Raw genomic sequence first — 21,303 nt, 5'->3', positions numbered from 1 at the left:
CGGGCGCTCACGGCTCCGGATCGAACTCGCGGATTGCCAGCGCGGCCGCAGCAGCGCGTGTTTCCACGCCCAGCTTCTCGAAAACGTGTTCGAGATGCTTGTTGACCGTGCGCGGGCTCATCCCGAGGATGTCGCCGATGTCGCGGTTGGTCTTGCCCTTCGCGATCCATGACAGCACCTCGGTTTCACGCCGTGTCAGCGTGGCCAGCGCCGGCCGCGCTGGCTGCACATTGCCCGGCTGCCGCAGCGACAGAAAGATCATGGTCTCGCCGATTCCGGCGGGTCCCAACGGGCGCAGCTGCAGGCTTCGCCCGTCGGGCATCACGCGGGTCTCGCCGCTGCCCCGGGTAGGGTCTGCAATCAGCCCGCGCAGCCAGTCTGCCGCCGCAGCCGGCGTACCGAACAGCGCAGCAAGCCAGGCGGCGGCCTGCGGCGACTGCCAGGCGATCCGTCCCAGTCCGTCGAGCAGCACCACGCCGTGACCGCCGATATCCAGCGCTTCACGCGACAGCCGTGCAAGCCGCGCGTTGCGCGCATGCGTGGCCAGACGCGCGAGGACCTCGGGAATCCGGACCGGCTTCACCACGTAATCCACGCCGCCCGCGGCGAAGCCGGCGAGCACATCTTCCGTTTCGGCCAGCCCGGTCATGAAAATGACCGGAACGTGCGCGTAGGCATCGACCGCCTTGATCCGGCGGCAGACCTCGAAACCGTCCATGCCCGGCATGACCGCATCCATCAGGATTGCATCCGGCACACTGAGATCGAGCAGACGCAGGGCCGGTTCGCCGCCGGGAGCGACGAGCACGGTATACCCCGCCTGATCCAGCGCCTGGACCAGAAAATCCAGGCTCGACGGCATGTCGTCCACCAGCAGAACGACGCGTTCGACTTCCTGTACGTCCACCGTCATGACACGGGCACTCCGAGATAGTCCATGCAACGCTCCAGCTCATAGTTGTCCATCAGGGCGGAAAGATGTTCGCATGCCGCTGCCACGCCCGGCGCCTCAGCTGCAATGCGCTGCAGCTCCCGCCGCGCACCCTGTACATGACCGATTCTGAGCAGGGCGGTAAGGCTGGCCCGGTCGTCGGCCGCAAGCGTGTTCTCCGGCAACCCGGCGCCCGCACTCTCCCGCGGCGGGCGCTCGGCGCGCAACCAGTCGATCTCCAGCACGGCGCCCAGGCAGGCGAGCAGCTCCGACTCGCGCACCGGCTTGCTGACGAAACCCTGGCACTGTGCGGCGAGCAGTTGCTCCTGGCGGTTGTCGAACACATTGGCCGACACCATGATGATCGGACAGCGATGACCGGCCGCACGAATCCGGTACGCGCAGGTCCAGCCGTCCATGCCGCTCATGCTGATGTCGAGCAGCACCACGTCCGGCGCCTCGGTATCGAGCAGGGCCAGGCAGTCGGCGCCGCTTGCAGCCTCTGCGCACAGAAAGCCCAGCGGACTGAGCAGACCGATGATCAGCTGGCGGTGATCGGCCTCGTCATCGACCACCAGTACCCTGCAGCGCTTGCCGCCATATCCGGTCACCGCGGTCATGACCTGGGTGTCGCCCTGATCCGCGGTCTGCGCCGGGAGGTAGATGCGCACCCCGAAGTAACTCCCCTTGCCGGGCTCGCTGTGCACGCTGAGCTCACCGCCCATCAGCTCGGTCAGCAGCTGCGTGATGGTCAGCCCCAGCCCGGTGCCGGGCTCACGGTTCTGCACGCCGCTGCGCTCGAAGGGCAGGAAGATGCGCTCGAGATCCTCATCAGCAATGCCAACGCCACTGTCGATGACCTCGAAACGCGCAACGTCCGCACGGTAGCTGATGCGCAGCAGCACCTCGCCACGCAGGGTGAACTTGACCGCATTCACCAGCAGGTTGATCAGGATCTGGCGCAGCCGCTTGAGGTCGGCACGCACGAGACCGGGCAAGCCGGCACCCAGCTCAACGCGAAAGCCAAGCTGCTTCGCCGCGGCCATCGGCCCCACCATGCGCTCTAGATCGTCGATGAACTCGGGCAGATCGAACACCGTGGGGTCGAGCGTCAGGCGTCCTGCTTCAATGCGCGCAAGATCGAGCAGGCCGTCGATCAGGCTGGCGAGATGCTCGCCGCTGCGATGAATGGTGGACACCGAGCGCAACTGGTCGCGCTCCAGCCTGGCGTCGTGAATGAGAATCTGCGCATAGCCGAGAATGCTGTTGAGTGGCGTGCGCAGCTCATGACTGACCCCCGTGACGTAGCGCGTCTTGGCACGGTTGGCCGACTCCGCGAGCTCCTTGGCCTGCTGCAGGGCAACATCGGTCTGGCGGTGCGCCTCGATCTCCCGGCTCAGCAGCAGGTTCTGGCGATTCGACTCATCCTCGGCAAGCTGCCGGCTCTCGCTGCTCAGCACCATCCACCAGGCCCCCACCGCAGCCAGCAGCGCCATCATGCTGAAGCTCTTGCCGAATGCGCTGCGAAGAAAATGATCGACGTCCGGATTGAAGCCCGCCGTCACGGTCGCTTGATAGTAGTTGATGCCCAGCACGGTGCCGATGAGCAGAAAGAGGCTGCACAGGAGCAGCATGTAGTGCCCGACCCGGAAGTTGAAGCGTCGCGAAATGGCGACCGGCAGCAGCACGGTCAGCAGGCGCTGCACCTGCTCGGTTACCCGCGCGCCCGCCTTGCAGCGGTCGTGACAGCGTGATTCGAGGGTGCAGCACAGCGAGCAGATCGGCGCCTCGTAGGCCGGACAGGTCGCCATGTCGTCCGCCTCGAAATGGTTTTCGCACACCACGCAGCGCACCATCTCGCCCGGACGCCAGGCGGGATGACTCTGACGCGCCAGGTAATAGCGTCCGTGCGTCAGCCACGCGATCACCGGCGCGCAAAGAAACGCCAGAAACAGGGCGATGAATGGCGAGTACGCCTGCGCAATGGGTCCGAAGGAGCCCGAGTAGGCAATGATCGCCACCGTCGCTGCGATCAGCATGGCGCCCGGGCCCACCGGATTGATGTCGAAGAGATGGGCACGCTTGAACTCGATATGGGCAGGCGACAGGCCGAGCGGCTTGTTGATCACCAGATCGGCCACCAGCGCCCCGACCCAGGCCACCGCGACGTTGGCATACAGCCCCAGCACCGGCTCCAGCGCCTGGAACACGCCGAACAGCATCAGCAGCGTGGCGATCAGGACGTTGAATACCAGCCACACCACGCGCCCGGGGTGGCTGTGCGTGGCACGTGCAAAGAAGTTGGACCACGCCAGCGAGCCGGCATAGGCGTTGGTCACATTGATCTTGATCTGGGAAATGATCACGAACACGGTGGTCGCCGCGACCGCCCAGAACGGTTCGGCAAACACATAGCCGTAGGCAGCGAGGTACATCTGCGTGGGCTCGGTGGCATTTGCGGGGCGGATCTCGTGCTGCAGGGCGAGGAAGGCGAGAAAGGCACCGCCCAGCATCTTGAGCATGCCGGGCACGATCCAGCCGGGACCGGCAACGATGACGGCCGACCACCAGCGCCGACGGTTGAGCGCGGTCTTCTCAGGCATGAAACGCAGGAAGTCCACCTGCTCGCCGATCTGCACGATGAGCGCAAACGCCACGGTTGCCGCAGAGCCGAACATCATCCAGTCAAAGCCGCTGTCACCGGAAGTACGCCCGGTCATGCCGACGAAATCGACGAAGGCCTGAGGCTGCTTGAACAGGATGAAAACGAAGGGGCCAAGCCACAGCAGCAGCCACACAGGCTGGGTCCACCACTGCAGGCGTGAAATGAACGTGACCCCGTAGATCACCATTGGCACGATGACCACCGCAGACACGACGTAGCACCAGGCAATCGGCCAGTCGAAGGCCATCTGCAGCGCAAGCGCCATGATGGCCGCTTCGAGGGCGAAGAAAATGAAGGTGAAGGTCGCGTAGATCAGCGAGGTGAAGGTCGAACCGAGATAGCCGAAACCCGCCCCACGGGTCAGCAGGTCCATGTCGACGCCGTAGCGGGCCGCGTAATAGCTGATCGGCAGCCCGGTCAGAAAAGTCAGCAGCCCCACCACGAGGATCGCGATCAGCGCATTGGCGAAACCATAGTTGACCACCATGGTGCCGCCAATGGCCTCCATCGCCAGAAAGGACACCGCGCCGAACGCCGTGTTGGCAACGCGGAACTCCGACCAGCGGCGAAAGGAGCGCGGAGTGTAGCGAAGCGCGTAGTCCTCGAGCGTCTCGTTGGCGACCCAGGTGTTGTAGTCGCGACGGACCCTGAAGATGCGCTGCGTGTTTGCAGGCATGGGTCTGGGCGGCAGTAAAAGATTGATTCCTCAAGCAAGACGCGCTCCACACCGTGCCGTCCCCGCCACCACCGGGCAGCGCCGCGCCAATCCGGCGCCCCGAGCGCCGTCGACTGCGTGCCCGGTCACGGGCGACGCCTGATTCTGGTGCAGCAACGCACCATCCCGAGGCGCTCCTCACTACGTCAAACGACGTATTGGGACTACGCACCCCTGCGAATAGATTGTGCGCAGCAGCAACGCCGCTGCAATCCGGATGCGGCGCCATGCCGACGCTTTTCATTCCCGCAGAGCAAGGAGTCATCCATGTCTTCAAAGTCTGACCAGAACAAGATCTCCCTCGACCGTCGCCGTCTGCTGCAAGGGCTCGCTGCACTGCCCCTGGTAAGCATGTCCGGTCTCAGCTTCGGCCAGCAGTTCCCGACAGCCAAGGTCAATACCACCGGCCTCGCGATCACCGACACCGAAGTCACGGTCGGCCAGCTTCACTCCGGCACTGGCACGATGGCGATCTCCGAAACCGGCTCGATCCAGGCCGAACAGCTGGCGATCGACGAAATCAACGCCATGGGCGGCATCCTCGGCCGCAAGATCAAGGTGATCAAGGAAGACGGCGCCTCCGACTGGCCGACCTTCGCCGAGAAATCGCGCAAGCTGCTGGTCAACGACAAGGTTGCGACCGTGTTCGGCTGCTGGACCTCCGCCTCGCGCAAGGCCGTGCTGCCGATCTTCGAGAAAGAGAACGGCCTGCTCTACTACCCGACCTTCTACGAAGGCCTGGAGCAGTCGAAGAACGTGATCTACACCGGCCAGGAAGCCACGCAGCAGATCATCTGGGGCCTCGACTGGGCGCAGAAGGAAAAGTCGGCGAAGAAGTTCTTCCTCGTGGGCTCGGACTACATCTGGCCGCGCACCTCGATGAAGATCGCGCGCAAGCACATCGAGAACTTCCAGAAGGGCAGCGTCGTCGGCGAAGAGTACTACCCGCTCGGCAACACCAACTTCAACTCCCTGATCAACAAGATCAAGATCGCCAAGCCGGACTGCATCTTCTGCGCCGTGGTGGGTGGCTCCAACGTCGCCTTCTACAAGCAGCTCAAGGCTGCGGGCATCACCGCGAGCAAGCAGTTCCTGCTCACGCTGTCGGTCACCGAAGACGAAATGCTCGGCATCGGCGGCGAAAACTTCGAGGGCTTCTATGCATCGATGAAGTACTTCCAGTCGCTCGAGAACGAGAACAACAAGAAGTTCGTCGCTGCCTTCAGGGCCAAGTACGGACCCAAGGCGGTCATCGGCGACGTCACCCAGGCGGCCTACCTCGGGCCATGGCTGTGGAAGGCGGCTGTCGAAAAGGCCGGCAGCTTCGATGTGGACAAGGTCGTCGCCGCCTCCCCTGGCATCGAACTCAAGACCGCGCCGGAAGGCTACGTGAAGGTCCACGAGAACCATCACCTGTGGAGCAAGACCCGCATCGGCATGGGTCAGGCCGACGGCCAGTTCAAGGTCGTCGCCGAATCCCCCGAGCTGATCGAACCGAACCCCTTCCCCAAGGGCTACCAGTAAGACTGGCAGCCGCCGCGGCACACGCCGCGGCGGTTTTCGGCCGTTCAGCGCATCAACTCCCGGAGCTCCGTCATGACATTCGACGAAATCTACAACATCACCCTGATGCAGGGTTTTGCAGGGCTGAGCCTGTTTGCGGTGCTGCTGCTGATGGGACTCGGCCTGGCGATCATCTTCGGCCAGATGGGCGTCATCAACATGGCGCACGGCGAGTTCATGACCATCGGTGCCTACACCATCTTCCTGTTTTCCAGCCTCACCGAATCCCTCGCCCCCGGCCTGATACAGGTCTATTTCCCGGTTGCGATCGTGTGCGCCTTCCTGATCGCCTTCGCCTTCGGCTGGCTGGCCGAATGGGCGCTGATCCGGCATCTCTACAAACGCCCGCTCGACACCCTGCTCGCCACCTGGGGCCTGTCGCTGGGCATGCAGCAGCTGTTCCGTTCCACCTTCGGCCCCAAGGAAGTCAGCCCCACGCTGCCTGACTGGCTGATGGGCTCGTGGGCCCCGACCGACGGCCTCGACATTCCGATCAACGGCATGTTCGTGCTCGGCCTGACGGTGTTCGTCACCGGCTGCGTGCTGCTCGCTCTGTACAAGTCGCGCTGGGGTCTGCGGGTCCGTGCAACGGTCGCCAACCGCACCATGGCCAACGCCATCGGCATCAACACCACGCGCACCGACCGTCTGACCTTCGCCATCGGCTGCGGCGTCGCCGGTGTGGCCGGCGCGGCCTTCACCACGATCGGCTCCACCGGACCGACCAGCGGCTCGCTCTACATCGTGGACGCCTTCCTCGTCGTGACCTTCGGCGGTGCGGCCAGCCTGTGGGGCACGGTGGTCTCGGCCTTCGGCATCGCACAGACACAGTCGATCTCGGAGTTCTTCCTCAGCGGCTCGAACGCCAAGGTGCTGACCCTGCTGATGATCGTGACCATCCTGATGCTGCGCCCGCAAGGTCTGTTTGCAGCCAAGGTCCGTCGCTGACCCCCCGCCCATTCCGGAGAGCCAACCATGAATGCAATCAAGAACTGGGTGATGCGAGGCGGCTACGGCAGCTTCGTGATCCTCGCCCTCATCCTGCTGGTAGCGTTTCCGCTGCTGATGGACATCTTCCGCCTCAATCTCGTAGGCAAGTACCTGACCTACGGTTTCGTGGCCATCGGCCTGGTCATGCTGTGGGGCTACGGCGGCGTGCTCAGCCTCGGCCAGGGCGTGTTCTTCGGCCTCGGGGGCTACGCCATGGCGATGTTCCTCAAGCTCGAAGCGTCCGACCCCGAGAGCACCGCCATTCAATCGACGCCGGGCATTCCCGACTTCATGGACTGGAATCAGCTCACCGAACTGCCGATGTGGTGGCTCCCGTTCAAGTCGCTGCCACTGACCCTGATTGCGGTGATCGCGGTTCCCACGCTGCTTGCCTTCATCATCAGCTACGCGATGTTCAAGCGCCGCGTCGGCGGTGTGTACTTCGCCATCATCACCCAGGCCGTGGCGCTGATCCTGACCGTACTGATCATCGGCCAGCAGGGCTTCACCGGCGGGGTCAACGGCATGACCGACCTCAAGACCCTGATGGGCTGGGACATCCGCGACGACAGTTCCAAGTACATCCTCTACTTCGTCAATGTGGGGCTGCTGCTCGGCGCCATCGTGCTGTGCCGCTGGATCCAGCTCAGCAAGCTCGGCACCCTGCTGCTGGCGATGCGCGACAAGGAAGACCGGGTGCGCTTCTCCGGTTATGACGTGTCGATGTTCAAGGTCTTCGCCTTCTGCCTGGCCGCAGCACTGTCGGCCATCGGCGGCGCGATGTTCACGCTGCAGGTCGGTTTCATGTCGCCCTCCTTCGTCGGCATCGTTCCATCGATCGAGATGGTCATCTTCGCCGCCATCGGCGGACGCATGAGCCTGGTGGGCGCGGTGTACGGCACCTTGCTGGTGAACTTCGGCAAGACCTACTTCTCCGAGAGCTTCCCCGACCTGTGGCTGTTCCTGATGTCGGCACTCTTCATCAGCGTGGTGATGGTCTTCCCCAACGGCCTCGCCGGTCTGTACGAGAGCCACGTCAAGCCCCGCCTCGCCCGCCGCAAGCAGCCTGCGGAAACGGAAACGGTCAGCGCCAGCAGCGCACCGCAGCCCGCCGCCGCACCGCAACGGACCGATGGCGACATGAACCTGCCCGGCAAAGTCAGCAGCCAGTCCGCCTGATCGACAACGGAGGAACAGACCATGAGCAATACCGATTTCGTGCTCGCCGTTGAGGATCTGACGGTGTCATTCGACGGCTTCAAGGCCATCGACAACCTCAACCTCTATCTCGACCGCGGCGAACTGCGCGTGGTGATCGGCCCCAACGGTGCCGGCAAGACCACGCTGCTCGACCTGATCTGCGGCAAGACCCGCGCTTCGGCGGGCAGCATCAAGTTCAAGAACCAGGAGATGACCAGCCTGCCTGAGCACATGATCGTGCGCGCCGGCATCGGACGGAAGTTTCAGACCCCGTCGATCTACGAGAACCTGAGCGTGTTCAAGAACCTCGAAGTGTCATTCCCGCGCGGTCGCGGCGTGTTCGGTGCGCTCGGCTTCAAGTGCGACGACGAGGTGCGCAGCAAGGTGATGGAGGTGGCGGAGATGATCGGCCTTTCCGATCGTCTCGAACTGGAGTCCGGACTGCTCTCGCACGGCCAGAAGCAATGGCTCGAGATCGGCATGCTGCTGATGCAGGACCCGGAACTGCTGATGCTCGACGAGCCGATTGCCGGCATGAGCGCCCGCGAACGCGAGCTCACCGCCGACCTCCTGCTGCGCATCTGCAAGAACCGCTCGGTCATCGTCATCGAGCACGACATGGCCTTCGTGTCGCGCATCGCACACAAGGTCACCGTCATGCACCAAGGAAAGATCCTTGCCGAAGGCTCGATGGAAAAGGTCCAGGCCGATCCCAAGGTCATCGACGTCTATCTCGGCCACTGACAGGAGCCAATCATGCTGAACGTATCGGATGTCGTGGTGAATTACGGTCAGAGCGAGGCGCTGCACGGCATCTCGTTCAAGGCCGAACGCAATGAGGCTATCGCCATCATGGGCCGCAACGGAATGGGCAAGACCACCCTGTTCAAGTCCCTGATGGGCGTGCTGCCCATCCGCTCGGGCTCGGTCGAGGTGGACGGACAGGAGGTGTCGAAGGACGAGAGCTATCGTCGTGTCGCCAAAGGCATCGCCTACGTGCCCCAGGGCCGGATGATCTTTCCCACCCTGACCGTGGAAGAGAACATCCAGACCGGTCTCGAGAACTCGAAGACCAAGCATATCCCCGAGGAAATCTACGCCCTCTTCCCGGTGCTGTGGGACATGCGCCGCCGGAAGGGCGGCAACCTCTCGGGCGGACAGCAGCAGCAGCTCGCCATTGCGCGCGCCTTGGTCACCGACCCCAAGGTCCTGCTGCTCGACGAACCCACCGAAGGCATCCAGCCCTCGATCATCAAGGACATTGCCAAGGCGCTGAACGAGATCCGCAAGCTGCGCCAGATCACCATCGTGGTCTCAGAGCAGGTCCTTTCCTTTGCCATGGACGTTGCGGACCGCCTGTTCGTCATTGAAGGCGGTCGTCTGGTCCATGAAAGCACGCGCGCGGATACCGACGAGGCGCGTATCAAGCAGTTCCTTTCGGTTTAACTCACACCAAAGAGGTATGCCATGCCTGAAACTCTGATCAAGGTCGATCTCAAGCAGTCCCCGTATGAAAACGAGATGGTCCACAACCGCTGGCACCCGGATATTCCCATGGCCTGCTGGGTCAAGCCGGGCGACGATTTCGTGCTCGAAACCTATGACTGGACCGGTGGCGCGATCAAGAACGACGATGACGCAGCCGACGTGCGCGATGTCGATCTGTCCACCGTGCACTTCCTGTCCGGCCCGGTCGGCGTCGAAGGTGCCGAGCCGGGCGACCTGCTGGTGGTCGACCTGCTCGACATCGGCGCCCGTGACGACAGCCTGTGGGGCTTCAACGGCTTCTTCTCCAAGACCAATGGCGGTGGCTTCCTCACCGAGCACTTCCCCCATGCACAGAAGTCGATCTGGGACTTCGAAGGCATGTTCACCAAGAGCCGCCACATTCCCGGCGTGAACTTCGCCGGCCTGATTCACCCCGGCCTGATCGGCTGCCTGCCCGACCAGAAGATGCTCGACATGTGGAACGAGCGCGAAGTGGACTTCATCGCCACCCAGCCCGACCGCGTGCCGCCGCTGGCCAACCCGCCGGCCCCGAAGACCGCCCACATGGGCAAGATGCAGGGCGATGCACGCGACAAGGCCGCGGCCGAAGGCGCACGCACGGTGCCGCCGCGCGAACACGGCGGCAACTGCGACATCAAGGATCTGTCGCGCGGCGCGAAGATCTTCTTCCCGGTCTATGTAAAGGGCGCCGGTCTGTCGGTGGGCGACCTGCACTTCTCGCAGGGCGATGGCGAGATCACCTTCTGCGGCGCCATCGAGATGGCCGGCTGGGTGCACATGCGGGTGTCGCTGATCAAGGGCGGCATGGAGAAGTACGCGATCAAGAATCCGATCTTCAAGCCCAGCCCGATCACGCCGAACTACAAGGACTACGTCATCTTCGAGGGCATCTCGGTGGATGAAGAAGGCAAGCAGCACTATCTGGACGTGCATGTCGCCTATCGCCAGGCCTGCCTCAACGCCATCGAGTATCTGAAGAAATTCGGCTACTCAGGCGCGCAGGCCTACTCGCTGCTCGGCACCGCGCCGGTACAGGGCCACATCAGTGGCGTGGTCGATATTCCGAACGCCTGCGCGACCCTGTGGCTGCCGACCGAGATCTTCGAGTTCGACATCAACCCCAACGCATCGGGCCCGACCAAGTTCATCACCGGCACGGCCGACCTGCCGATCGCCTACGACAAGGTCTGAGCCTGACCATCACTGCGCGCCCTCGCGGCGCGCAGTGCTTTGCCCTGCAAGATTCGAGGAGTTCCGGGATGCCTACTTACGAATACCGCTGTGACGACTGCGGCGACTTCACGGCCTACCGCCCGATCGCCGTGCGCAACGACCCGTGCATCTGCCCTTACTGCGGCAAGGGATCGGAGCGCGTGATCCTCAGCGCGCCAACGCTGGCGACGATGTCATCCACCAATCGCATCGCCCACGCCACCAACGAACGCGCCGCCCACGCCCCCAGAACCAGCGCCGAACACCACGCCACCCATCGTCACGGGCCGGGCTGCGGATGCGGATCGGGCCTCTCCAAATCGACCGTCAAGAGCCCCGACGGTGCCAAGACCTTCCCTACCAAGCGCCCGTGGATGATCAGCCATTGATGGCGCACTGAAACCCAGTTTCGAGGACACGCAAGATGAGACACGGAGATATTTCCAGCAGCAAGGACTGCGTCGGCGTTGCAGTCGTCAACTACAAGATGCCCCGCCTGCATACCAAGGCAGAGGTCATCGCCAACGCCCGCAAGATCGCCGACATGGTGGTCGGCATGAAGCGCGGCCTGCCCGGCATGGATCTGGTGGTGTTTCCCGAGTACTCGACCCACGGCATCATGTATGACCCCAAGGAGATGTACGACACCGCCGCGGCCATCCCCGGCGAGGAAACCGAGATCTTTGCCGCTGCCTGCCGCACGGCCAAGGTGTGGGGCGTGTTCTCGCTCACCGGCGAGCGCCACGAAGAGCACCCGAACAAGGCCCCGTACAACACCCTGATCCTGATGAACGACCAGGGCGAGATCGTGCAGAAGTACCGCAAGATCATGCCCTGGGTGCCCATCGAGGGCTGGTATCCGGGCGACTGCACCTATGTGTCCGACGGCCCCAAGGGCATGAAGATCAGCCTCATCATCTGCGACGACGGCAACTACCCCGAGATCTGGCGCGACTGCGCAATGAAGGGCGCCGAGCTGATCGTGCGCTGTCAGGGCTACATGTATCCGGCCAAGGATCAGCAGGTGCTGGTGGCCAAGGCCATGGCGTGGATGAACAACTGCTACGTTGCCGTGGCCAATGCCTCGGGCTTCGACGGCGTGTATTCCTACTTCGGCCACTCCGCGATCGTCGGCTTCGACGGCCGCACGCTGGGCGAATGCGGCGAGGAGGACATGGGCATCCAGTATGCCGAGCTGTCGACCAGCCTGATTCGCGACTTCCGCAAGAACGCGCAGTCGCAGAACCACCTGTTCAAGCTGCTGCACCGTGGCTACACCGGCAAGATCAACTCCGGCGAGGAAGCCGCTGGCGTCGCCGCCTGTCCCTACGGTTTCTACGCCGACTGGATCAACGACCCCGAAGGCACGCGCAAGAAGGTCGAGGCCATCACCCGCAGCACGGTGGGCACGCCCGAATGCCCGATCGACGGCATTCCGAACCAGGAACCGGAACACCGCTGAGCGTCGGCCGATGTCCTGCGTCGGTCCAGGCACACTGCAAGACAGCTTGCGTTGGCTGGCGCTGAGGCGATTTCAGGCCCGCCGCCGCAGGCATCGTCATCCTGGGGTCTTCCGCGCCGGCTGTCCGAGCGCAGCGAGTTCCGGCGCGGCCAGGATGACGGTGCCTATGGCGGGTACCCGAAGGGCGAGGCCTGCATGAGCCGCAGCGCCGGCCGACGCAAGCGGGCACTGGCCTCCCCTCCATCCTGCCTTTCTGACCAGCAAAAATGGACCTCTCAGACTACCGTTTCAGCGCAGAACCCTACTACCGTCCGGTCGGCCACGAGATCGCGCTCTACGAGCACGCCTACGCCCACCGCCTGCCCCTGATCCTGAAAGGGCCCACCGGCTGCGGCAAGACGCGCTTCGTCGAATACATGGCCTGGCGCCTTGGCAAGCCGCTGATCACCCTCGCCTGCAACGAAGACATGACTGCAGCCGACCTCGTCGGGCGCTTCCTGCTCGACGCCGACGGCACCCACTGGCACGACGGCCCGCTGACCGTGGCCGCCCGCCGCGGAGCCATCTGCTATCTCGACGAAGTGGTCGAGGCGCGCCAGGACACCACCGTGGTGATCCACCCGCTCACCGACTCGCGGCGCAAGCTGCCGCTCGACCGCAAGGGTGAAGTGGTCACGGCACATCCGGATTTCCAGCTCGTGGTGTCCTACAACCCGGGCTACCAGAGCAGCGCGAAGAGCCTCAAGCCCTCCACCCGCCAGCGCTTTGCCGCACTCGAGTTCGATTATCCGGACGCAAGCGCCGAAGCCGAAATCGTCGCCCACGAAGCGCGAATCGAGCCCGCGCTCGCCGCCACCCTGGTCGATATCGCCCGTCACTCGCGCGCGCTGCGTGCCCGCGGCCTGGACGAAGGCATCTCCACCCGGATGCTGGTCTATGCCGGCGTGCTTATCCGCGATGGGCTGCCAGCGGCCGAGAGCTGCCACATGGCCATGACCAGCGCCATCACCGACGACCCCGATCTGCGTCAGGCCCTGCAGGACATCGTGGATGCCTGCCTCGGCTGAGACCTTGCCTGCGGCGGATACCGCTTCGCGCAGCCTGGAGTCCCTCGGCCACCTCATCGACGCGCTGAGCGGGCGCCGGATAGACGTTCAATGGCTTACGGCCGACCAGCCCGGATCGGAACACTCACGCCCGATCCTGCGCGCCGACAGGCTCCTGCTGCCGGTCGACGCCGACAATGACCTGCGCCTTGCCGCGATCGCGCACGCGGCCGCGCACCTGCTGTTCTCGCCCGCGGCGCAGGCGGTGGGCAAGCTCAAGCCGATGGGTATCGCCATGGCATCGACCATCGAGGATGCTCGCGTCGAGCGCCTGTTGATCGCACGCTACCCGGGGCTGCGCGCCCCGCTGCTGCACCAGGCCAGGCTCGCCTGCCGGCAGCCGCAAGGTCCGGAGGGCAGCTTTCCCGACCTCGTCGCCCGGCTTCACCTGGCGCTGCTCGACCCCAGCCACGAGGACGACGGTTACTGGGTCAGCAAGGGTCGGGAGCAGTTCGAAGCGCAGGCCGCACGACTCGACGATCCGGCCGCGTTGCGCGCCGTCGCCTCGGTGCTCGCCAACGACCTTGGCCAGATGCGGGTGCGGATGAACCTGCAAGGCTATGCCGTCCCCTATGCGCACGGCGACGACAACAGCTATCTGTGGATGTTCGACAAGACAGGCGAGCAGACCACGGCCAGTGTCGACGCCCCTTCCGCCCCGGCGGGCAGCCGCAGCACCCGGAGCGCGTCGCCGCAGGAGATCATTCTCGCCCGCTACCCCTATCCGGAATGGGACTACCGGCTCGAGCGCGAGCGCATGCGATGGAGCACCGTGGTCGAACGCAGCACCCCGCCTCCAGCAGGGTCCCACGCCTCCACCCGGCACCGCTCCGGAACAGCGCCCCACCGCGTGACGCAACTGGATCACCGGGTACGCCTGCGCAGGCAGCAGGAGGGTGAGGACATCGACCTCGACGCCGCCACCGAGCTGATGATCGACCGCCGCATTGGCGCGCCACCCGAGCCGCGCATCCACCGCCGCAGCGGCCGCAGCCCGCGCCGCCGAAGCCTGCTGCTGTTGCTCGACCTGTCCACCTCAGCCAACGACGTGATCGACGCCGATGGCACCACCGTGCTCGATCTCGAGCGTGAAGCCGCCATCGCACTGCAGGCGGCGGCCATACGCAGCGGCGACCGGGTGGCGGTGCACGGCTTTTCGTCCAACACCCGCGAGCAGGTCGATTACCTGCGCCTGAGCGAATTCGGCATGGACGATCCCGGACGGCTCGAGCAGACGCTGAGCGGCGTGCACGCGCGCCACTCCACCCGCATGGGCGCGGCCATCCGCCACGCGGTGACGTGCATGCGTGACGAGCGCGAAGGCAGCCGGCACCTGGTGCTGCTCAGCGACGGCGAAGCCTCGGACATCGACGTATTCGACGACGCCTACCTGCGTGAAGACGCCGCCGCCGCAGTGCGTGAGGCGCGCAAGGAGGGCATCCATGTCTTCTGCCTCGCGCTCGACAGCCAGGCCGGCGACGCCCTGCGCCGGGTGTTCGGCCATGGCAACTACCGCACCGTGCTGCGCCCGGCGGCCCTGTCGCGGGCACTGACACAACTGCACGAGCAACTGGGCCGACGCTGAAGGCTCAGGCCATCCGCCTCAAGCGCGCCATGATTCGTGCGCCGAACAGATTGACCGCAAGCCCCGCCATCAGAAGCGCGCCGCCGGCAAAGTGCACCATCTGCAGTTCCTCGCCATAGACCACCCAGCCGGTCGTCAGGCCGACCACCGGCACCAGCAAGGAGAACGGCGCCACCTGGTTGGCCGGGTAGCGCGACAACAGCCGGCTCCAGATGCCGTAGCCCAGCAGCGTTGCGACCCAGGCGAGATAGGCGATGGCGGCGGCAGACTGCAGGCTGAACGCGGCAAGCGCGCGCCCGATGGCCGTCGGCCCCTCGATCAGCAGCGACAGCAGCAGGAAAGGCAGTGGCGGCACCAGGCTGGCCCACACCACCAGCGCCTGCATGTCCACCGGGCCGTGGCGCCCGATCTCGCGCGTCACGATATTGCCGGCGGCCCACATCGACGCGGCCAGCAAGGTCAGCAGAAAGCCGCCGAGCGGCATGCTCACACCGTGGGCAGATCCGATCAGCGCCAGGCCGCAGGCCGCCAGCACCAGCCCGCCCAGCTGGCTTGGACGCCATGTCTCCTTGAGCCAGAAGGCGGCGAAGAGCATGGTGAAGAAGGCCTGCGACTGCAGCACCAGGGATGCCAGGCCGGACGGCATGCCGACATGGATGGCAGTGAACAGAAAGGCGAACTGCCCCACCGAAATCGTCAGCCCGTAAGCCAGCAAGAGGCGCAAGGGCACGTCCGGGCGGCGGAACAGCAGCACCGCCGGGAAGGCCGCGGCGACAAAACGCAAGGCGCCGAGCAGCAATGGGGGCAGCTCGGACACGCCCGCCTTGATGACCACGAAATTCACACCCCACACCACAACCACCAACAAGGCCAGCAGCAAGTCGCGCGGGGTCATTTGTCTACTCCAGGTTCTGAACCTGCTCGCGGATCTGTTCGATCAGCACCTTCATCTCCATCGCCACCGCCGTGATGTCGGTTGCCGGCGATTTTGAAGCCAGGGTGTTGGCCTCGCGATTGAGCTCCTGCATCAGGAAGTCCAGGCGCTTGCCGGCCGAACCCCCTGCCTTGAGGATGCGCTCGAGCTCGTCGAGGTGCGTGGTGAGGCGGGTGAGCTCTTCGGCCACGTCGATACGCTGCGCGTACAGGGCAACCTCCTGGCGCACGCGGTCTTCGTCCAGCGTGGCCACAGCCTCGCGCAAGCGGGCGGTGAGCTTGTTCTGATACTCGACCACGATCGCCGGCATGCGCGGCGTGGCGATCGCCACCAGCTCACGCATGCGCGCGATGCGCTCGCGGATCATCTCCGCCAGCTTTTCGCCCTCGCGCCCGCGGGTGGCGACGAGCTCGTCGAGCGCCGCGCGCGCCAGCTCGGCAATGGCCGGCTGCATCTGCTCGAAGGTCACGCCGTCATCGGCCAGCATGCCGGGCCAGCGCAGCAACTCGCCCACCGACATCGGCTTGGCCGACGGAAACTGCGCCTGCACCTTGGTCTGGGCATCCGCGAGCTGGGCCAGCAGGCCACTGTTGAGCGCCAGCGTGCGCGGTGCGGCATTGTTGGTCTGCAGGTTCAGACGGCACTCGACCTTGCCGCGGCTGAGGCGGCCGGTAATCTGCTCGCGAATCGCGGGCTCGGCCTGGCGCAGGTCTTCGACAATGCGAAAGTTGAGGTCCAGATAGCGGGAGTTGACGCTGCGCAGCTCCAGATGAAGGCTAACGGGGCCTAGGTCACGGGTTTGCACCGCAAAGCCTGTCATGCTGTGAATCATGGGTAGGGTCTCCGGGAACCTGCTGCGATCGTTTACACTGCAGGGCCCTGTCAGGAAAAGCTGCGGAAAGCCGAATATTAGCGCCCTCGAAGATGCCGCCTCAAGCAAACTGCGCACTCCCCTCCGGCTTTCAACTCGATCATTACAAGATCGAGCGCCAGCTATCGCTCGGCGGCTTCTCCATTGTGTATCTCGCTTACGATACCGACGGCACGCCGGTCGCGATCAAGGAGTATCTGCCGAACTCGCTCGCCCTGCGCAAGGACGGCGAGATCGAACCGCAGGTCTCGGACGAAAACCAGCCCGCCTTCCGCTACGGCATGAAGTGCTTTTTCGAGGAAGGGCGCTCGCTGGCCAAGCTGATGCATCCCAACGTTGTGCGCGTGCTCAACTTCTTCCGCGCCAACCAGACGGTGTACATGGTGATGCAGTTCGAGCGCGGCCGCACCCTTCACGACTACATCCAGAAGCACAAGGGCGAAGTGCGCGAGCGCTTCATCCGCGGCGTGTTCACCCGCATGCTCAACGGCCTGCGCGAAGTGCATGCGCACAAGCTGCTGCACCTCGACATCAAGCCATCGAACATCTACCTGCGTGCAGACAGCACACCGGTGCTGCTCGACTTCGGCGCCGCGCGCCAGACGCTGGCGCTCGAGCAGCCGATGCTCAAGCCGATGTACACCCCCGGCTTCGCCTCGCCCGAGCAGTTCGGCAACCGCGAAGCCCTTGGCCCCTGGAGCGACATCTACAGTGTCGGCGCCAGCATGTATGCCTGCATCGTCGGCACTGCCCCGCTGCGCTCTGACGAGCGCTTAAAGCGCGATACCGTACAACCGGTATCAAAAACGCATGCCGGCAAGTATTCTGAACAGCTATTGGAACTGGTCGAGTGGTGCCTGCACCTCGACCCCCTGAAACGTCCGCAAAGCGTCTATTCGTTGCAGAAGGCGCTGATGCAAAAGCAGGCGGGCGAAGCCATGCCGGCGACCTGGTTCACCGACCTCGGGTCCCGGCTCAAAACCTTCATCGGCAAGGGCTGAGGGAGCACGTCGTGAGATTCACCATCTTCCAGGAAAGCCGTATCGGCAAACGCAAGACCAATCAGGACCGCATCGCCTACTGCTACTCGCGCGACGCCCTGATCATGGTGCTTGCCGACGGCATGGGTGGCCACCTCCATGGCGAGGTCGCCTCTCATATTGCCGTGCAGTACATCACTCAGGCCTTCCAGCGCGAGGCCCAGCCCAAGCTCGAGGACCCAGCGCTGTTCCTGTCGCGGGTGCTGTCGAGCGCGCACCATGCCATCCTCGACTACGCCCTCGACAAGAATCTGCCCGAGGCGCCACGCACGACCATCGTCGTCTGCGTGGTGCAGGAAGGCTACGCTCACTGGGCTCATGCCGGCGACTCGCGCCTGTACCTGCTGCGCCAGGGCAGGATCAACGTGCAGACCCGCGACCACTCGCGCGTGCAACTGATGATGGATCAGGGCCTGCTCGACGCAGAAGGCGCGGCGACCCACCCCGGGCGCAACCGCATCTACTCCTGCCTGGGTGGCACCCATCCGCCGCAGATCGAGTTCTCCCGCCGCACCCTGCTGCAGGACGGCGACATCATCGCCATCTGCTCGGACGGCGTATGGGGGCCAGTGGGCAATCAGGGCCTGCTGCGCGGCCTGACCGGAACCAATCTGCTTGAAGCCGTTCCGAAGCTCATGTCCGAGGCCGAGACGCTTGCTGGCGCAACCTGCGACAACCTGTCGATGGTCACCATGTGCTGGCACGACGACCTGGGCGAAGCCGTGCCCGATTCGGTGTCCACCCAGACCATGGCCCTGCACGACTTCACCACGCAGATGGAAGCCTTCCAGCGCACCCGTAGCCCGGCCAGCGCGGCAGACCTCACCGACGACGAAATCGAACGCGCCATCTCCGAGATCAACTCGGCCATCAAGAAATTCACCAAGTAAAGCAACAGGAATCTGCAATGCGACCCAGTCAACGTAAGCCCGATCAACTCCGCCCCGTCCGCATCACCCGCGGCTTCACCCGACACGCCGAAGGCTCGGTGCTGGTCGAGTTCGGTGAAACCCGCGTGCTGTGCACGGCAAGCGTGGAAGAAACCGTACCGGGCTTCCTGCGCGGCAAGGGTCAGGGCTGGCTCACCGCCGAATACGGCATGCTGCCGCGCGCCACCCATACCCGCAGCGCGCGTGAAGCGGCCAAGGGCAAGCAGAGCGGCCGCACCCAGGAGATCCAGCGCCTGATCGGCCGCAGCCTGCGCGCCGTGGTCGACCTCGCCGCACTGGGCGAACGCCAGATCACCATCGACTGCGACGTGCTGCAGGCCGACGGCGGCACCCGCACCGCTGCCATCACCGGCGCCTGCGTCGCGGTGCGCGATGCGCTCGACAAGCTGGTCGCCGACGGCAAGCTCGCCACCAGTCCGATGACCGACTTCGTGGCCGCCGTGTCGGTCGGCATCTACAAGGGCACACCGGTGCTCGACCTCGACTACGATGAAGATTCCGACTGCGACACCGACATGAATGTCGTCATGACCGGCGCCGGCGGTCTCATCGAAGTGCAGGGCACGGCCGAAGGCGCCGCCTTCTCGCGCACCGAACTCAACGCCCTGCTCGATCTCGCCGAGGCCGGCATCGGTCGCCTGACCGAACTGCAACAGGCTGCACTAGGGGGTTGAAACCATGAGCCAGCGTCTCGTTCTCGCCAGCAACAACGCCAAGAAAGCCGCCGAAATGCAGGCCCTGCTCGCGCCACTCGGCATCGAGGTGGTACCGCAATCCGTGCTCGGCGTGTCCGAAGCCGAGGAGCCCCACGCCACCTTCGTCGAGAACGCGCTGGCCAAGGCCCGCCACGCCTCCGCGGCCACCGGCCTGCCCGCCATCGCCGACGACTCCGGCCTGTGCGTCACCGCGCTCGGTGGCGCGCCCGGCGTGCACTCGGCGCGCTTCGCCGGTGAGCCGAAATCCGATGCACGCAACAATCTGCTGCTGCTCGACAAACTCGCCAACGAGACCGACCGCACGGCGTATTTCTATTCCGCGGTCGTCCTCGTGCGTCACGCTCAGGACCCGCGCCCGCTCATCGCCGACGGCGAATGGCACGGCGAAATCCTCGAAGCACCGCGTGGCGACAGTGGCTTCGGCTACGACCCGCTGTTCTGGCTGCCCGAACTCGAACAGACCGCCGCCGAACTCGACGCCGGGCTCAAGAACACGCTCAGCCATCGCGGCGCAGCCATGCGTCACCTGCTCGACCGCCTCGCCGCCCATCCGTTGTGAGTGATCGCCGCATCATCCCGCTGACGCCGGCCCCGGCCGCCGTCGGCGCCCGCCCCGACACCCTCGAAAAACCCCAGCTCAGCGCCTCGCCCCCGCTGTCGCTGTATGTGCATTTCCCGTGGTGCGTGCGCAAGTGCCCGTACTGCGACTTCAACTCGCACACCAGTCGCAGCAGCGATGGCAGCCTGCCCGAGGATGCGTGGCTCGATGCCGTCATCGCCGACGTCGAATCCGCCCTGCCGCAGGTCTGGGGCCGGCGCGTGCTGAGCATCTTCATCGGCGGCGGCACCCCCAGCCTGATGTCTGCCGCCACCCTCGACCGCCTGCTCGTCGCCCTGCGCATGCGCCTGCAGCTCGACCCGATGGCCGAGATCACCCTCGAAGCCAACCCCGGCACCTTCGAGTCCGAACGCTTCCGCGACTACCGCGCCGCCGGCGTCAATCGGCTGTCGATCGGCATCCAGAGCTTCGACGACACCATGCTCAAGCGCCTCGGGCGCATCCACGACAGCGGTGAAGCGCGCCGTGCCATCGACATCGCCCAGCAGCACTTCGAGCGCATCAACCTCGACCTGATGTACGCCCTGCCCGAGCAGACGCTCGAAGGCGCACTCAAGGACCTCGACACCGCGCTCGCCACCGGCGTCAGCCACCTGTCGTGCTACCACCTCACGCTCGAACCCAACACGCCCTTCGCCCACACGCCGCCCTCGCTGCCGGACGACGACCTCTCCGCCGACATGCAGGACGCCATCGAAGCGCGCCTGGCCGACGCCGGCTTCAGGCACTACGAAACCTCCGCCTTCGCCCGCCCCGGCCAGGAATGCCGCCACAACCTCAACTACTGGGCGTTCGGCGACTACCTCGGCGTCGGCCCCGGCGCCCACGGCAAGCTCTCCAGCCACGAAGGCATCGTGCGCGAGATGCGCCACAAGCACCCCGGCCGCTACCTCGAAGGCGCAACCAAAGGCGACTTCATCCAGGAGCGCCGCGACGTCGGCACCACCGAACTCCCCTTCGAGTTCATGATGAACGCCCTGCGCCTCACAGGCGGCGTGCCCCACACCCTGTTCGCCGAACGCACCGGCCTGCCGCTGGCCAGCATCGAAGCCGAACTCATCGACGCCCGCAAGCGCGGCCTGCTGGACACCGCCAACAACACCCTGCGCCCCACCGAGCAAGGCCGCCGCTTTCTCAATGATCTGCTGCAGGTCTTTCTGCGCGACTGAACCCCACACCGCTTCATTGACACACGAAGGCCGAATGGACTTCCCCCGCGAAGCGGTATATCCTTC

At 64.9% G+C, this 21,303-nt stretch carries 19 protein-coding genes; 15 read left to right on the top strand and 4 right to left on the bottom strand.

The annotated features are described in order from the left end of the window. Nucleotides 1-7: 7 nt before the first annotated feature. On the bottom strand, nt 8-913 hold the full coding sequence (locus AC22G6_RS15505) for a response regulator (protein ID WP_487367498.1): 906 nt from the start codon (nt 911-913) through the stop codon (nt 8-10). Further along, the gene (locus AC22G6_RS15500) at nt 910-4,272 is read right to left on the bottom strand and encodes an ATP-binding protein (RefSeq protein ID WP_487367497.1); all 3,363 of its coding nucleotides are present in this window, start codon (nt 4,270-4,272) and stop codon (nt 910-912) included. Before AC22G6_RS15500 ends, AC22G6_RS15505 begins: the two co-directional genes overlap by 4 nt. A gap of 306 nt (nt 4,273-4,578) precedes the next feature. Between AC22G6_RS15500 and urtA the strand changes: the two genes are divergently transcribed. The 10 genes from urtA (at nt 4,579) to AC22G6_RS15450 (ending at nt 14,938) form a co-directional block, all read left to right on the top strand. Then, complete coding sequence (gene urtA / locus AC22G6_RS15495) at nt 4,579-5,835, top strand: urea ABC transporter substrate-binding protein (RefSeq protein ID WP_487367496.1); 1,257 nt, start codon at nt 4,579-4,581, stop codon at nt 5,833-5,835. Nucleotides 5,836-5,907: 72 nt separating this feature from the next. Continuing rightward, nucleotides 5,908-6,822, top strand: coding sequence for an urea ABC transporter permease subunit UrtB (urtB, locus tag AC22G6_RS15490; RefSeq protein WP_108950180.1), 915 nt, complete (start codon nt 5,908-5,910; stop codon nt 6,820-6,822). 27 nt (nt 6,823-6,849) lie between these two features. Then, nucleotides 6,850-8,043, top strand: a complete 1,194-nt coding sequence (gene urtC / locus AC22G6_RS15485; RefSeq protein WP_487367495.1) for an urea ABC transporter permease subunit UrtC — start codon at nt 6,850-6,852, stop codon at nt 8,041-8,043. 21 nt (nt 8,044-8,064) lie between these two features. Further along, nucleotides 8,065-8,808, top strand: a complete 744-nt coding sequence (urtD, locus tag AC22G6_RS15480; RefSeq protein WP_487367494.1) for an urea ABC transporter ATP-binding protein UrtD — start codon at nt 8,065-8,067, stop codon at nt 8,806-8,808. Nucleotides 8,809-8,820: 12 nt separating this feature from the next. Next, nucleotides 8,821-9,510 (top strand): urea ABC transporter ATP-binding subunit UrtE, encoded by a 690-nt coding sequence (gene urtE, locus AC22G6_RS15475; protein WP_108950177.1) that lies wholly within the window; start codon nt 8,821-8,823, stop codon nt 9,508-9,510. 21 nt (nt 9,511-9,531) lie between these two features. Continuing rightward, complete coding sequence (fmdA, locus tag AC22G6_RS15470) at nt 9,532-10,764, top strand: formamidase (protein WP_487367493.1); 1,233 nt, start codon at nt 9,532-9,534, stop codon at nt 10,762-10,764. A 68-nt stretch (nt 10,765-10,832) separates the two neighbouring features. Then, a complete protein-coding gene (locus AC22G6_RS15465) occupies nt 10,833-11,174 on the top strand; it encodes an FmdB family zinc ribbon protein (protein WP_108950175.1) in 342 nt (113 codons plus the stop codon). A gap of 35 nt (nt 11,175-11,209) precedes the next feature. Beyond that, nucleotides 11,210-12,247, top strand: a complete 1,038-nt coding sequence (locus AC22G6_RS15460) for an aliphatic amidase (protein WP_108950174.1) — start codon at nt 11,210-11,212, stop codon at nt 12,245-12,247. A 266-nt stretch (nt 12,248-12,513) separates the two neighbouring features. Further along, complete coding sequence (locus AC22G6_RS15455) at nt 12,514-13,314, top strand: AAA family ATPase (RefSeq protein ID WP_487367492.1); 801 nt, start codon at nt 12,514-12,516, stop codon at nt 13,312-13,314. After that, complete coding sequence (locus tag AC22G6_RS15450; protein ID WP_487367491.1) at nt 13,298-14,938, top strand: nitric oxide reductase activation protein NorD; 1,641 nt, start codon at nt 13,298-13,300, stop codon at nt 14,936-14,938. Before AC22G6_RS15455 ends, AC22G6_RS15450 begins: the two co-directional genes overlap by 17 nt. Before the next feature lie 4 nt (nt 14,939-14,942). Here the strand turns inward: AC22G6_RS15450 and AC22G6_RS15445 are convergent, their stop codons facing one another. Both AC22G6_RS15445 and AC22G6_RS15440 read right to left on the bottom strand, forming a co-directional pair. After that, entirely contained in the window at nt 14,943-15,833 is an 891-nt protein-coding gene (locus tag AC22G6_RS15445; RefSeq protein WP_487367490.1) for an EamA family transporter, read from the bottom strand. A gap of 4 nt (nt 15,834-15,837) precedes the next feature. Next, the gene (locus tag AC22G6_RS15440) at nt 15,838-16,704 is read right to left on the bottom strand and encodes a YicC/YloC family endoribonuclease (protein WP_487367489.1); all 867 of its coding nucleotides are present in this window, start codon (nt 16,702-16,704) and stop codon (nt 15,838-15,840) included. Between the two features lie 92 nt (nt 16,705-16,796). Here AC22G6_RS15440 and AC22G6_RS15435 point away from each other — a divergent pair, with 92 nt between their 5' ends. Genes AC22G6_RS15435 through hemW form a run of 5 tightly spaced genes read left to right on the top strand, consistent with a single transcriptional unit; the run spans nt 16,797 to nt 21,237 of the window. Further along, a complete protein-coding gene (locus tag AC22G6_RS15435) occupies nt 16,797-17,744 on the top strand; it encodes a serine/threonine protein kinase (protein ID WP_487367488.1) in 948 nt (315 codons plus the stop codon). Between the two features lie 11 nt (nt 17,745-17,755). After that, nucleotides 17,756-18,673, top strand: coding sequence for a PP2C family protein-serine/threonine phosphatase (locus tag AC22G6_RS15430; protein WP_487367487.1), 918 nt, complete (start codon nt 17,756-17,758; stop codon nt 18,671-18,673). A 17-nt stretch (nt 18,674-18,690) separates the two neighbouring features. Next, nucleotides 18,691-19,407 carry a ribonuclease PH gene (gene rph, locus AC22G6_RS15425; RefSeq protein ID WP_487367486.1) on the top strand — a complete coding sequence of 239 codons (717 nt, stop codon included), beginning with the start codon at nt 18,691-18,693 and terminating at the stop codon, nt 19,405-19,407. Nucleotides 19,408-19,411: 4 nt separating this feature from the next. Then, complete coding sequence (rdgB, locus tag AC22G6_RS15420; protein WP_487367485.1) at nt 19,412-20,008, top strand: RdgB/HAM1 family non-canonical purine NTP pyrophosphatase; 597 nt, start codon at nt 19,412-19,414, stop codon at nt 20,006-20,008. Further along, nucleotides 20,005-21,237, top strand: coding sequence for a radical SAM family heme chaperone HemW (gene hemW, locus AC22G6_RS15415; RefSeq protein WP_487367484.1), 1,233 nt, complete (start codon nt 20,005-20,007; stop codon nt 21,235-21,237). The genes rdgB and hemW overlap by 4 nt, the downstream gene beginning before the upstream one ends. The last annotated feature ends 66 nt before the right edge of the window (nt 21,238-21,303 follow it).

This window comes from Parazoarcus sp. PS-13 R2A (genome assembly GCF_057621855.1).
This window is presented reverse-complemented; position numbering and strand designations above follow the sequence as displayed.

Excerpts from the sequence above, each read along its gene's own strand:
- AC22G6_RS15465 (WP_108950175.1), top strand. The coding sequence starts at position 10,833 with ATGCCTACTTACGAATACCGCTGTGACGACTGCGGCGACTTCACGGCC.
- urtE (WP_108950177.1), top strand. The coding sequence starts at position 8,821 with ATGCTGAACGTATCGGATGTCGTGGTGAATTACGGTCAGAGCGAGGCG.
- urtC (WP_487367495.1), top strand. The coding sequence starts at position 6,850 with ATGAATGCAATCAAGAACTGGGTGATGCGAGGCGGCTACGGCAGCTTC.
- AC22G6_RS15450 (WP_487367491.1), top strand. The coding sequence starts at position 13,298 with ATGCCTGCCTCGGCTGAGACCTTGCCTGCGGCGGATACCGCTTCGCGC.
- AC22G6_RS15505 (WP_487367498.1), bottom strand. The coding sequence starts at position 913 with ATGACGGTGGACGTACAGGAAGTCGAACGCGTCGTTCTGCTGGTGGAC.
- urtD (WP_487367494.1), top strand. The coding sequence starts at position 8,065 with ATGAGCAATACCGATTTCGTGCTCGCCGTTGAGGATCTGACGGTGTCA.
- AC22G6_RS15440 (WP_487367489.1), bottom strand. The coding sequence starts at position 16,704 with ATGATTCACAGCATGACAGGCTTTGCGGTGCAAACCCGTGACCTAGGC.
- AC22G6_RS15460 (WP_108950174.1), top strand. The coding sequence starts at position 11,210 with ATGAGACACGGAGATATTTCCAGCAGCAAGGACTGCGTCGGCGTTGCA.
- rph (WP_487367486.1), top strand. The coding sequence starts at position 18,691 with ATGCGACCCAGTCAACGTAAGCCCGATCAACTCCGCCCCGTCCGCATC.
- urtB (WP_108950180.1), top strand. The coding sequence starts at position 5,908 with ATGACATTCGACGAAATCTACAACATCACCCTGATGCAGGGTTTTGCA.
- urtA (WP_487367496.1), top strand. The coding sequence starts at position 4,579 with ATGTCTTCAAAGTCTGACCAGAACAAGATCTCCCTCGACCGTCGCCGT.
- fmdA (WP_487367493.1), top strand. The coding sequence starts at position 9,532 with ATGCCTGAAACTCTGATCAAGGTCGATCTCAAGCAGTCCCCGTATGAA.
- AC22G6_RS15435 (WP_487367488.1), top strand. The coding sequence starts at position 16,797 with ATGCCGCCTCAAGCAAACTGCGCACTCCCCTCCGGCTTTCAACTCGAT.
- AC22G6_RS15445 (WP_487367490.1), bottom strand. The coding sequence starts at position 15,833 with ATGACCCCGCGCGACTTGCTGCTGGCCTTGTTGGTGGTTGTGGTGTGG.
- AC22G6_RS15500 (WP_487367497.1), bottom strand. The coding sequence starts at position 4,272 with ATGCCTGCAAACACGCAGCGCATCTTCAGGGTCCGTCGCGACTACAAC.
- rdgB (WP_487367485.1), top strand. The coding sequence starts at position 19,412 with ATGAGCCAGCGTCTCGTTCTCGCCAGCAACAACGCCAAGAAAGCCGCC.
- AC22G6_RS15455 (WP_487367492.1), top strand. The coding sequence starts at position 12,514 with ATGGACCTCTCAGACTACCGTTTCAGCGCAGAACCCTACTACCGTCCG.